Annotated in this window: 9 protein-coding genes; 7 read left to right on the top strand and 2 right to left on the bottom strand. The window is 71.6% G+C overall.

Annotated elements, in window-relative coordinates; all coding sequences use genetic code 11:
* Window positions 1-131 precede the first annotated feature (131 nt).
* The gene (locus JHAT_RS07365) at window positions 132-977 is read right to left on the bottom strand and encodes a GntR family transcriptional regulator (protein WP_077797222.1); all 846 of its coding nucleotides are present in this window, start codon (window positions 975-977) and stop codon (window positions 132-134) included.
* Window positions 978-1,299: 322 nt separating this feature from the next.
* On the opposite strand from JHAT_RS07365, the gene JHAT_RS07360 reads away from it, so the two are divergent.
* The 5 genes from JHAT_RS07360 to JHAT_RS07340 all read left to right on the top strand — a co-directional run bounded on the left by JHAT_RS07360 (window position 1,300) and on the right by JHAT_RS07340 (window position 7,724).
* Window positions 1,300-2,568: an extracellular solute-binding protein gene (locus JHAT_RS07360; RefSeq protein WP_077797221.1), complete on the top strand. Its 1,269-nt coding sequence runs from the start codon at window positions 1,300-1,302 to the stop codon at window positions 2,566-2,568.
* A gap of 89 nt (window positions 2,569-2,657) precedes the next feature.
* A complete protein-coding gene (locus JHAT_RS07355; protein ID WP_171990787.1) occupies window positions 2,658-3,644 on the top strand; it encodes a carbohydrate ABC transporter permease in 987 nt (328 codons plus the stop codon).
* Window positions 3,641-4,507 (top strand): carbohydrate ABC transporter permease, encoded by an 867-nt coding sequence (locus tag JHAT_RS07350; RefSeq protein WP_077797220.1) that lies wholly within the window; start codon window positions 3,641-3,643, stop codon window positions 4,505-4,507. Before JHAT_RS07355 ends, JHAT_RS07350 begins: the two co-directional genes overlap by 4 nt.
* Window positions 4,508-4,583: 76 nt before the next feature.
* On the top strand, window positions 4,584-6,161 hold the full coding sequence (locus tag JHAT_RS07345) for a beta-N-acetylhexosaminidase (RefSeq protein ID WP_077797219.1): 1,578 nt from the start codon (window positions 4,584-4,586) through the stop codon (window positions 6,159-6,161).
* A 129-nt stretch (window positions 6,162-6,290) separates the two neighbouring features.
* A complete protein-coding gene (locus JHAT_RS07340) occupies window positions 6,291-7,724 on the top strand; it encodes a cellulose binding domain-containing protein (RefSeq protein WP_077797218.1) in 1,434 nt (477 codons plus the stop codon).
* A gap of 713 nt (window positions 7,725-8,437) precedes the next feature.
* Here the strand turns inward: JHAT_RS07340 and JHAT_RS07335 are convergent.
* Window positions 8,438-9,391 carry a LysR family transcriptional regulator gene (locus JHAT_RS07335; protein ID WP_077797217.1) on the bottom strand — a complete coding sequence of 318 codons (954 nt, stop codon included), beginning with the start codon at window positions 9,389-9,391 and terminating at the stop codon, window positions 8,438-8,440.
* A gap of 162 nt (window positions 9,392-9,553) precedes the next feature.
* Here JHAT_RS07335 and JHAT_RS07330 point away from each other — a divergent pair, with 162 nt between their 5' ends.
* A complete protein-coding gene (locus JHAT_RS07330) occupies window positions 9,554-10,675 on the top strand; it encodes a PrpF domain-containing protein (protein WP_077797216.1) in 1,122 nt (373 codons plus the stop codon).
* Window positions 10,676-10,804: 129 nt separating this feature from the next.
* On the top strand, window positions 10,805-12,058 hold the full coding sequence (locus tag JHAT_RS07325) for an SLC13 family permease (protein WP_216353426.1): 1,254 nt from the start codon (window positions 10,805-10,807) through the stop codon (window positions 12,056-12,058).
* Window positions 12,059-12,188 lie beyond the last annotated feature (130 nt).

Genomic DNA, 12,188 nt, shown 5'->3' with positions numbered 1-12,188 from the left:
AGTCGCCCCACCGGACGATCCCGACCGCGCAGCCCCCGTCGGGCGGTTCGGCCGGCTCCCGCTCGCACGGGGCCCGTGCGGCACGCCCTCGGCGCCGGGCCGTTCCGAGCACGTCCGCGCGCCGAGGGCCGTCAGGTGCCGTCCTGGACGACCCCGCGCGTCGAGAGCGTGACGGGGTCACCGGTGGTGAAGTCGCCCGGCGGGATGCCCGGGTGGTGGCCGCCGCTCGGGGGCGGGGCCTGGTCGCGCGCGCCCAGGGTGAGCCGGGAGACGATGCGGTAGCGGTCGCCGCGGTACAGGGAGTGCACGTACTCGACGGGGCGGCCCTGCGTGTCACTGGTCAGGCGCTCGAAGAGCAGGGCCGGCGAGAGTTCGGGCACGTCGAGCAGGTCGGCCTCGGCGCGGGTGACCACGGTGGGCTCGATGGACTGCACGGCTTCGCTGACCCGGACGTCGTGCCGCTCGGCGAAGTGCTCGTACAGGTCGCCCTGTTCCAGTTCCTCACTGGTCAGGTCGGAGACGAGACCGGCCGGGACGTGCAGGTACTCGATGGCCATCGGTGAGCCGTCGACCAGCCGCAGCCGCGCCACGTAGTGGATCGGCGCAGCCGGTGACATGCGCAGTTTGCGGCCCACCCGGGCGCCGGCGGGGAGGGTGCGGACCTCCAGGAGCCGGCTGGTCCAGGCGCCCGCGGGCCGCGGGAGGCTGAACGCCCTCCGGTCGGAGACGAGTTCCTGGGTGATCTTCTCGGCGGCGACGAACATGCCCCGTCCGTGCTCGCGCACCAGGAGCCCGGCGACGACCAGTTCGTCCACGGCCGCGCGCAACGTGGGGCGGGACACGCCCAGTCGGGCGCAGAGGACGCGTTCCGAGGGGATCGCGTCCCCCGGGCTCCGGTCCTCGATCAGCTCCAGGATCGCGTCGCGGACGCGCTCGCGCTTGAGCACCGCACCGGAGGCGGCGGCGTCGATCTCCATGCGGCACTCCCTGACTGGTCTGCTGGTCAACCGACCCTACCTGTCCACCTCGCCGTGATCCAGCCGTCCGGGACGGACGAGGACGGCCAAAGTCGTTTCACGCAGAGGGGGTTGACGCCCCCATTGGTCTATGCCACCTTCGACCAACGCTCACTGGTAAGCACCGCGCTCCCTACTGGTCAAGTACGGATGCTCCGCCCTCGCCCCCGCCCCGCTTCCGCAGGCTCGCCGGAACCCGGCTCCGGCAGAACCCGGCTCCGCCTGATCTCGGCTCCGACGGCTCCCGAGCCCTCCCAGACTCCAGCCCCCCCAGAGGTGAACCGTGAAGTACCGTTCGCTCGCCGTGCTCTCCACGCTGGTGCTCGGCGCCGGCCTCGCCGGCTGTTCGTCGTCCGGCGGATCCTCCGGCGACGCCGGCGGCGGCAGGACCGCCCTGGACGTGTGGCTCATGCGCGACAGCGTCTCGGCCGGCTTCCAGCAGGAGTTCGAGACGGGCTTCGAGAAGGCCCACCCCGACATCGACGTCAAGATCCAGATCCAGGAGTGGGAGGGCATCGGCGAGAAGGTCACCGCCGCCCTGGCCAGCAACGACGCCCCCGACGTCATCGAGGTCGGCAACACCCAGGTCGCCCAGTACGCCCAGAGCGGCGGCCTCACCGACCTCTCCGACCGCGTGGCCGAACTCGGCGGCGACGACTGGATCAAGGGCCTCGCGGAACCCGGCCGCTACGACGGCAAGCAGTACGGCATCCCCTACTACGCGGCCAACCGGGTCGTCATCTACCGCACCGACCTGTTCGAGAAGGCCGGGGTGGACGCCGCCGGGATCAAGACCCGGGACCAGTGGCTGGAGGCCGGTCGCAAGCTCGACAAGGACGGGACCCAGGGCATCTACCTCCCGGGTCAGAACTGGTACGTCCTCTCCGGCTTCGTCTGGGACGAGGGCGGCGACCTGGCCGTCGAGTCGGGCGGGACGTGGAAGGGCGGCCTGGACAGCCCCGAGGCCCTGCGGGCGATGGACTTCTACCGGCGCCTCCAGTCCCTCGGCAAGGGCCCCAAGGACTCGGACGAGGCGCAGCCGCCGCAGGCGGAGGTGATGGCGAAGGAGCAGATCGCGCAGATCATCGCCGTCCCCGGCGGCGCGAAGGTGATCGAGGAGAAGAACCCCGCGCTGAAGGGGAAGCTGGGCTTCTTCCCGATCCCCGGCAAGACCGCCGACCAGCCGGGCGCCGTCTTCACCGGCGGTTCCGACCTGATCGTCCCGGCCGTCGCCGCGCACCAGGAGGAGGCCTTCACCTTCCTGCGGGAACTGACCGGGGACGCCTGGCAGAAGAAGCTCGCGGTCGCCATGAGCTACGTACCGAACAGGACCACGCTGGCGAGCGCCGTCTCCGGCGACCCGGGCACCGCGGCGATGGCGGCGGGCGCCGCGAACGGGCACGCCACGCCCAACACCCCCGAGTGGGCGGCGATCGAGGCCAAGAACCCGATCAAGGAGTACATGACGGCCGTCCTCACCGGCAAGGACGCCGCGGCCGAGGCGGCGAAGGCGTCCGCGACGATCACCGACACCCTCAACAGCGGCTCCTGACCGACCCCGGACCGCACGAGAACGACATCCCGAGGACGACACCCCGAGAACGACATCCCGAGGACCGGGACCGAGGATCAGGAGGCGCCGTGTCGACCGTCCGTGAGCGGAGCGCACCGCGCAGGACCGGCCACCGCCCCGGCCGGCCGCCCGCGAAGCACCCGGGCGGCCGGCGGGCCGGGGCGGACCGGGCGGCGTTCTGGCCGTACCTGTTGATCGCACCCGCGGTGCTGGGCATGCTCTACCTGCTGCTCTATCCGCTGGCCCGCGCCGTGCTCATCTCCTTCCAGGACTTCCGGCTGCGCCAGCTGATCCTCGGCGACGCCGAGTTCGTCGGACCGCGCAACTACCGGACGCTGCTGGGCGATCCGCAGTTCTGGGAAGTGGTGCGCCGCACCTTCGTGTTCATGGCCGTCTGCGTGGTCGCGATCATGGTGCTGTCCACGCTGGTCGCGCTCATGACGGAGCGGCTGGGCAGGGTGGCCAGGACGGTGGTCCTCAGCTCGCTGGTGCTGGTGTGGGCCGTGCCCGTGGTCGCGGCCACCACCGTCTTCCAGTGGTTGTTCCACTCGGAGTTCGGCATCGTCAACGAGACCCTCACCCGGCTCGGTCTCGACTCCTACGAGGGTTACCCCTGGTTCGCGAACGGCACGGCCGCGTTCGCCATCGTGGTGGTCCTGATCGTCTGGCAGTCGGTGCCGTTCGCCGCGATCACGCTGTACTCGGCGCTGGTCACGGTACCGGCCGAGCTGTACGAGTCGGCGCGGATGGACGGCGCGGGGGCCGTCCGCCTCTTCCGTTCCGTCACCTTCCCGCTGATCCGGCCGATCTTCATGCTCGTCCTGTCCCTCGAAGTGATCTGGACGTTCAAGGCGTTCGTGCAGATCTGGGTGATGACCCGCGGCGGGCCGGGCGAGGCCACCACCATCCTGCCGGTGTACGCCGTGCAGACCGCGCTGGCCGGCCAGCGCTACGACCTGGGCTCGGCCGCCTCGATGCTCACGCTCCTGCTGATGAGCGGCGTCCTCGTCCTCTACTTCCGTCAGCTCTTCCGTCAGGAGGGTGAACAGCTGTGAGCGTCCCGCACCCCCCGGCGCGCCGCAGGCCCGGACACCGCGCACTGCGCCGCCTCCCGCTCCACACGGCCGCCGCGTTCACCGTCGTCGTCTGCCTGTTCCCGGTGTACTGGATGGTCACGACCGCGTTCAAGCCGTCCACGGACATCCAGTCGTACGACCCGCGGCTCCTCCCCCGCACCTGGACGCTGGACCACTTCCGGAAGGCGGTCGGTGCGGACGGTTTCGCGCTGTTCTGGCGCAACAGCGTCCTGGTGACCCTCAGCGCGGTGCTGCTGGCCCTGGTGGTCGCCCTCGGCGCCGCCTACGCGGTGGCCCGCATGCGCTGGCGCGGACGCCGGCAGTTCATGCTGGCGGTGTTCATCGCGCAGATGGCGCCCTGGGAGTCCCTGATCATCCCGATCTACATCATCTCCCGCGACACCGGCATGCTCGACCGGCTGCCGACGCTGACGCTGGTCTACTTCATGATCACACTGCCGTTCACGGTGGTGGTGCTGCGCGGCTTCATCGCGGGCATCCCGCCGGAGCTCGAGGAGGCGGCGCAGGTCGACGGCTGCACCCGGGCCGGCGCCTTCCGCAGGGTCGCGTTCCCGCTGCTGGCACCCGGTCTGATGGCGACCTCGCTGTTCGGCTTCATCACGGCCTGGAACGAGTTCACCTACGCCAACTTCCTCATCATCAAGCAGCAGGACAACCGCACCCTGCCGGTGTGGCTCTCCTCGTTCCAGTCGACCTTCGGCACCGACTGGGGGGCCACGATGGCGGCCTCCACCCTCTTCGCCCTGCCCGCGCTGGTCGTCTTCCTGGCCCTGCAACGGCACGTGACCGCCGGACTGGCCTCGGGAGGCGTCAAGGGCTGACCGCGTACGCCCGCCGCCCCGACCCGCCACCCTCGTCGCCCGCCCGCCGCGCACCGCCGACCACCGGAGCCGCCCCGTGGATGTGCCACGCCCCGAACTGGCCCTCGTCCCCCGCCCCCGCCGCCTGTCCACCCGCTCCGGCCGCTTCCGCCTCGACGCCACGACCCGGCTGCGGGTCACCCCCGGGGCCGGACCGGCCGCGGCCCTGCTGCGCGCCCTGCTCGCCCCGGCCACCGGACTGCCCCTGGAGACCTCCCCCGACGGCACCTTCGTCCTCGCCCTCGACGCCGCCCTGAGCGGCCTGGGCGACGAGGGGTACGGCCTGACGGTGAGCCCGCAGGGGGTCCTGCTGCGCGCCGCCCGCCCCGCCGGACTGTTGCACGGTGTGCAGACGGTACGGCAACTGCTGCCGTACGAGGCCCTGTCCGGGCGGCCGGTGCGCGGGACGGTGTGGGACCTGCCCGCCGTGGAGATCACCGACGTGCCCCGCCACTCCTGGCGCGGCTCCCACCTCGACGTGGCCCGGCACTTCCAGCCGGTGTCCTACCTGCGCCGCCACATCGACCTGATGGCCCTGCACAAACTGAACGTCTTCCACCTCCACCTCACCGACGACCAGGGCTGGCGGATGCCGGTGACCGCCCACCCGAGACTCACCGAGGTCGGTGGCCGACGGACGGAGTCGATGGTCGGCCCGGCCGGCAGCGACCGCTTCGACGGGGTACCGCACGGCGGCGCGTACACCGGACAGGAACTGCGGGGACTGGTCGCCTACGCGGCCGAGCGCGGCGTGACGGTGATGCCGGAGACCGGGGTGCCCGGGCACGTCCGCGCCGCCCTGGCCGCCTACCCCGAGCTGGGCACCGACCCGGCCCGCAGGCTCGACGTGTGGACCGAGTGGGGGGTGTGCGAGAACGTCCTCGGCACCGGCGACCACGTCCTGGACTTCTTCCGCACCGTCCTGGACGAGGTGATGGACGTCTTCGACTCGCCGTACGTGCACATCGGCGGCGACGAGTGCCCCACCACCGAGTGGGAGCGCAGCCCGGCGGCCAGGGACCGGGCCGCACGCGAGGGACTGCCGGGGCCGCGGTCGCTGCACCCCTGGTTCATCGGCCGCATGTCCGAGCACCTGGTGCGCGCGGGCCGACGCCCGGTGGTCTGGGCCGAGACCGGCGTCCCACTGCCCCCGGAGTGCACGGTGATCAGCTGGCGGGACCGCGGAGGCGCCCGCGCCGCGGCCCGGCGCGGCCACCAGGTCGTACAGGCCGACCACCGCGCCACCTACTTCGACTACGCGCGCGGCCCCGGGCCCGGCGAACCGCCCGCGCAACCCGGCGTGATCGTCGACCTGCGCGCGGCGTACGACGTCGACCTCACGCCGCCGGCACCCGAGCCGGAGGTGGCCTCGCGACTGCTGGGCGCCCAGGGCCAGTTGTGGACGGAGTTCGCGTCGACGCCCGAACACATCGAGTACCTCCTCTACCCCCGGCTGTGCGCCCTCGCCGAACGGGTCTGGGACGGCACGTCGGGCCGAGGGGACTTCACCGCCCGGCTGGCGGGGCACCGGGCCCGCCTGGACGCCCTGAACGTACCGCACGACGTACCGCCGACCCGCCTGCCGGTGCCACCGCAGGCGGGCGGCGTCCGCTGAACGGGCCGCTCCCCCTCTGCCACCCCCTCCTTGACACTCCCCCTGGCCGCCCCCCTTGTCGTTCCCCCACATCCCGCACCACCCACCGACGCTTCCGCGTCCGCGGAAGTCCCGCCGAAAGGAACCCGGATGGGAAACCGACCCACCCTCGGCCGCACCCGACTGGCCCTCGCCCTGACCGCCCTCGTGGGCGGCGGCGCCCTGACCGCGCTGCCCGCCCAGGCCGCGCCGGCCGCCGACGGCGGCGTCAGCGTGCAGTACCGCACCAGCGCGAGCGGGGCCACCGCGGACCAGACGGAGCCCTGGCTCAAAGTCCGCAACACCGGCTCCTCCGCCGTACAGCTCAGCCAGGTGAAGATCCGCTACTACTTCAAGGCGGACTCGCCGAGCACCTCGTACCGCTTCGCCTGCTCCTGGGCGGTCAAGGGGTGTTCGGTCATCACCGGCACGTTCGGCACCCTGGGCAATCCGACCGCGACGGCCGACCGCTACCTGGAGATCGGCTTCACGCCGGCCGCCGGTTCCCTGGCCCCCGGCGCGAACACCGGGGACATGCAACTGCGCTTCCACCGGAGCGACTGGCAGACCCTGCGCCAGAGCGACGACTACTCCTTCGACGGGGCCCGGACCTCGTACACGGACTGGACCAAGGTCACCGCCCAGCTGGCCGGCACCACCGTCTGGGGTACGGCGCCGGAGGGCAACGACCCCACGGACCCGACCGATCCGACCGATCCGACGGACCCGCCCGGCGACGGGAAGACCCTGTTCGACGACTTCGACTACAGCTCGCACAGCGACCCGGCGATCTCCGCGCACGGCTGGAGCGTGCGCTCCAACTCCGGCGGCCCCGGCGTACCGGGAGCCACCTGGGACCCGTCCAAGGTCACCTTCGTGTCCTCGGGCGGCAACTCGGTGATGAACCTGGAGACCTCCACGGCGGGCACCGGCGCGTCCACCACGCACACCGAGGTCCTCACCAAGTCCATGAAGTTCAGGAACGGCACCTACGCGGCCCGCGTGAAGTTCTCGGACACCCCCAGGTCCGGGCCGGACGGGGACCACCTGGTGCAGACGTTCTTCACCATCAACGACCTCAAGGCCCCGATGGCCGACGACTACGCCGAGTACGACTTCGAGTACCTGCCCAACGGCGGGTGGGGCGAGCCGTCGAACATCCTCTACACGACGTCCTGGGAGACCTACAACCCCGAGCCCTGGCAGGCCGTCAACCAGCACTCGGAGTCCCGGACCAGCTACGCGGGCTGGCACGACCTGGTGGTCACGATCGACGACAGCGCGATCACGTACTACGTGGACGGGCAGCTCTTCGGCACGCATGGTGCGCAGTACCTGCCCGAGCGGCCGATGTCGATCAACTTCAACCAGTGGCTGATCGACCTGAACGGCCAGACGTCGACGACACCGCGCGCCTACGACCAGCAGGTCGACTACGTCCTGCACGTCAAGGACCAGGTGCTGACCCCGGCGCAGGTGGCGGCGAAGGTCACCGCCTTCCGCAGCGCCGGCACGTCGTTCGTGGACGAGGTCCCCACCTCCTGACCCGGCCCGGCGGGGACGGTCCCTCCTGGACGAGTGAGGACCGTCCCCGCCGGTCGCGGGGCGGGGGTGCGGTCTCGCCGGACAGCGCTGCGTTCCGGTGATCAGGGGTCGGCCCCGGTCGTTCTCACGATGACCCGTTTCCGGCACGTTCCGTGGCAGCTGCCAGGTTCGGCCGTCATGCACCCACAGGTGTTCGACGTGCGGTTCCGTGAACGAGACCGACGCGCCCGGGCCTCGGGGCCCGGCCCCCCTGTCCATCGCGGGCGTGGTGCTCCTCGCCTACGGGCTCCTGGGCGTGCGGGTGAGCGGGCACGCGGCTGAACCGGCCCCGTCCGCAAGAACTCGCCGCACGCGCGATGGGCGAAACGGACGTGTAGTCCGCCCCCGGTGCGACGGCACCGTGGGAAGGGACGACGATCGTCGACAAGCCGGCCACCCAGGTCGCCGAAGGCCTCAGGGGCACCCGGGACGGCGACATCCTCGTACTCTCCAGCGCGAGCGTCATCAAGGCGCTGCTCGGAGCCGGCACGATCGATCGGCCGGCCCTCACCGTCTTCCCGTCCTCCTCGGCGGCGGACCGCGCCTCCTCGACGACGGCCTGCCCACCAGCACGCGGACGCTCGTCAGCCGGACCGCAACCGCTGAACCGCTCTGCTCCTCCCCGGAGGAGGTCGAGCGCGGTCGGGCCGCCGGCAGGAGGTCGCGTCAACGGTTCAGCTCCGGCGCACCGCGCCCAGTTGGGCCCGGTGCAGTCCGGGATCCGCGAAGCGCTGCGCCACTGCACGCAGGACCCGGGCCATCGCCTCCGCGGGCGGGGTCGCGGGCCGGGAGCGCGCACTGGCGAGCAGGACGCGACGGGTGGGGGCGGGCACGTCGGAGGCGAAGGGCAGGAGACGGACGTCGCTGCGGCGGCTGGTGAGAGCGAGCCGGGGCGCCAGCGCGATGCCGAGACCGGCCGCCACCATGGCCTGTGCCTCCTGGTAGTCGTGCGAGGCGTAGGCGATGCGCGGTTCGAAACCTGCCTGACGGCAGCTGCGGCGCAGCACGTCGGCGACGGGGTGGTTGTCGGCCCGGATGATCCACTCCTGGTTGGCCAGGTCTCCCAGGCGCACGGCCGGGTCGGCACACAGGGGCGAGTCGGCGGGCACCACCAGCACCGTGGGGTCGTCGAGGAGATGGGTGAGGCTCAGAGCCGGGTCGTCGACGCGGCTCCAGCTGTAGTCCCACAGCAGTGCCTGCTCGACTTCGCCGGTGAGCAGCATCTCGCGGAGTTCGGCCAGGACTCCGGCGCGCACCTCGATGCGGACTCCGGAGTGGCGGCGGCGGAAACGGGTGAGCGCCAGCGGCAGCAGCGAGGCGCTGGCGGTGGGGAAGGAACCGAGCCGCAGGGTGCCTTGGCCGAGGTCGGCGAACGACTCCAGGTCCGCCCGGGCGGCACGCAGTTCGCGGCGGATCGTCCGTCCGCGTTCCGCCAGTGCGGCGCCGGCCGGGGTGGGGCGGATCCCGCGCGGCAGACGCTCGATCAATGGCTGCCCGGCCTCGCGTTCGAGCAGGGACATCTGCTGCGAGGCGGCCGAGGTGGTCATGCCCATGGCTTCGGCGGCGGCGGTGAGCGAGCCACGTTCGGCGGCTTCGGTGAGCAGGAGCAGACGGCGGACGTTCAGCATGGCGCCGAGTTTAGTTCCGCTCAACCCTGGTGAAGCAATCTGCCATTGTGCCAAAGTCACGCCTCTGCGAAGGTCTTCGCATCGCCGGAACGGTTCACGCGTCGGCAACGCGTCCGTAACCCTCCCCGGCTGCCCATGCGTTGATCGAGAAAGAGCCCCGACGTGCACACTCCTGCGACCCTGGTCCGCGGCGGCACCAGCAAGTGCTGGCTGTTCCAGCAGGTCCACGTTCCCGCTGAACGCGGCTCACTGGAGAAGCTGCTGGTGGCTGCCTACGGCGCCACTGATCCTGTGGAACTCGACGGAGTCGGCGGAGCCACTCCCACCACCTCCAAGGCGGCGGTCGTGAGCGCTTCCCCCGAGCCCGGCACGGACATCGACTACCTCTTCGCCCAGGTCGGCATCGGCACCGGGACGGTCGAGTGGACGAGCAACTGCGGCAACTGCGCGACCGGTGTCGCCCTGTACGCGGTCGCAAAGGGCCTGGTGCCGATCACCGGCGACCGGACCCGCGTACGGATGCGCAACCTCAACACGGGAGCGGTCCTGGAAGGTGTCGTGGACACCACCGGTGGCCTGGTGCACGACTTCGGTGAGCAGACGGTGCCGGGAACTCGGGCGGGCGGGGTCGCGGTCGGCCTCACCTTCCTCGACCCGGCCGGCCGCACGACCGGCTCTCTCGTACCCACGGGGCGGGTCGTCGAGGAGTTGCGGGTCGGCTCCGCGGATCCGGTGCCGGTCAGCATGGTGGACGCCGGCGCTCCGGTCGTCCTGGTGGACGCCCGCGGCGCCGCGCTGACCGGCTCGGAGACGCTGGACGAGATGCGGACGCACATTCCCTGGCTGCGCGCCGTCCGCCATACCGCCGCGCCGATGATGGGACTGCTCCGGCCGGGGCAGTCGCCGGGCGACGCGGTTCCCAAGGTCGGCCTGGTCGGTGAGCCGGTGCCCTACACGACGACGTTGGGCGAGGCCGTGGCGGCCGAGGACTACGACGTGTCGGTGCGCATGCTCAGCATGAACGCCCCGCATCCGGCCATCGGTCTGACCTCCGCCGTCGCCGTCGCGGCCGCCGGACTGCTGAGGGACTCCGTGGTCTTCCGGGCCGCGGGCGGACCCACCGGTGGCTGGTTGCGCCTGGGCACTCCGGCCGGCGTGGTCGGGGTCCGCTGCTCGGACCTGAGCGACGGCGTGCCGGGCCGAGTGACCGTGCAGCGCGCGGCGCGTCTGCTCGCGGACGCCCGGATCTACGTACCCCAGCCCGGTCGGCCGCAGGCGGCTTGAACGGGACGTTCGTCACCTCCCGGGGCCTGTCCGCGACCCCGGCCCCAGCCCCGGCCCCGGCCCCGGCCCCGGGAAGATCTCGCGCCTTCACAAGCGCGCACTCCTGTCCCCACCGCACCAAGGACAAAGATGTCTGCTGAAGTGATCTCCATAGGCGCGCTGCTGGTGATGTTCGTGGTCGGCACCGTTCTGCCGATCAACCTGGGCATCCTCGCCTTCGTCGCCACCTTCGCGGTCGGCACCGCTTCGCTCGGCCTCACCGAGGACGAGATCTTCGAGGGCTTCCCGGTGGAGCTCTTCGTGACCATCGTCGGAGTCACCTACCTGTTCTCCGTCGCCCGCCGCAACGGCACCATCGACTGGCTCGTCGCGGCCGGTGTCCGCCTCGTGCGCGGCAAGGTGGCGCTCATCCCGTGGGTTCTCTTCCTGGTCGCCGCGGTCCTCACGGCGTTCGGCACCTTCACCCCGGCGGCCGTGGCGCTCCTGGTGCCGATCGCGATGAACTTCGCCTACCGGTACAAGATCAACCCACTGGTGGCCGGGATGATGGTGATCAGCGGTGGGCACGCGGGCGCGTTCTCCCCCCTCGCCGTCTCCGGTGCCCTGGTGCTCGGTCTCGTCGACGACACCGCGCTGCACGTCTCGCCGGTGGCCCTGTTCACCGCCAGTTTCGCCATCAACCTGCTGATCTCCGTCCTCACCTTCGTCTTCCTCGCCAAACGGCCCGCTCCACTGGACGAGGAGGTCGCCGGGGCCGCCGCCGACGAGGAGGTCGCCGGCCATCCGGGGCTCGACTGGCGTCAGTGGCTGACGCTCGGCTGCCTCGTCGCACTGGTGATCGGCGCACTCGGCTTCCACCTGGAGATCGGCTTCCTGGCCCTGGTGGCGGGCGCGCTGCTGGCACTGGTGGACATGAAGCGCCAGGAGAAGGCCGTGGACGGCATCAGCTGGTCGACCCTGCTGCTGGTGGCCGGCATGATGACGTACATCGCGATGCTGGAGAAGGCCGGCATCATCGAAAAGCTCTCCGAGCACGCCGCGAACCTCGGCACTCCGCTCGCCGTCGCCCTGGTGCTCTGCTTCACCGTGGCGATCACCTCGGCCTTCGCCTCGTCCACGGCGATCCTGACCGCGATCATCCCCCTCGCGGTTCCGCTGCTGCTCTCCAGCCACCTCAGCGCCCCCGGGCTGATCGCGGCCCTGGCGGTGTCCACCACCATCGTCGACACCTCCCCCTTCTCCACCAACGGCGCGCTCGTCCTCGGCAACGCCCGCGGCGTGGACACCCGTCGCTTCTACCGACAGGTGATGGGCTACACCGGCGGCATCGTCGCGATCGGCCCGGTCGTCGCGTGGGGGGCCCTCGTCCTTCCCTGGTCCTGACCCCGCACGGTCAGAGCGCCCGAGCGGGCACCGGGGTGCCCCGGTGCCCGCTCGGGTGGTGGCCTGGTTCCGAGGACGTCGCGTCCGGGGCGGCCGACGCGAGGTCGGGCGGACGGCGACAGTGCCGGTG

This window comes from Streptomyces sp. JHA26, assembly GCF_002005565.1.
In the GTDB taxonomy this organism is placed as follows: domain Bacteria; phylum Actinomycetota; class Actinomycetes; order Streptomycetales; family Streptomycetaceae; genus Streptomyces.
Note: the sequence above shows the minus strand (reverse complement) of the source record. Positions and strands in the feature narration are given on the sequence as shown.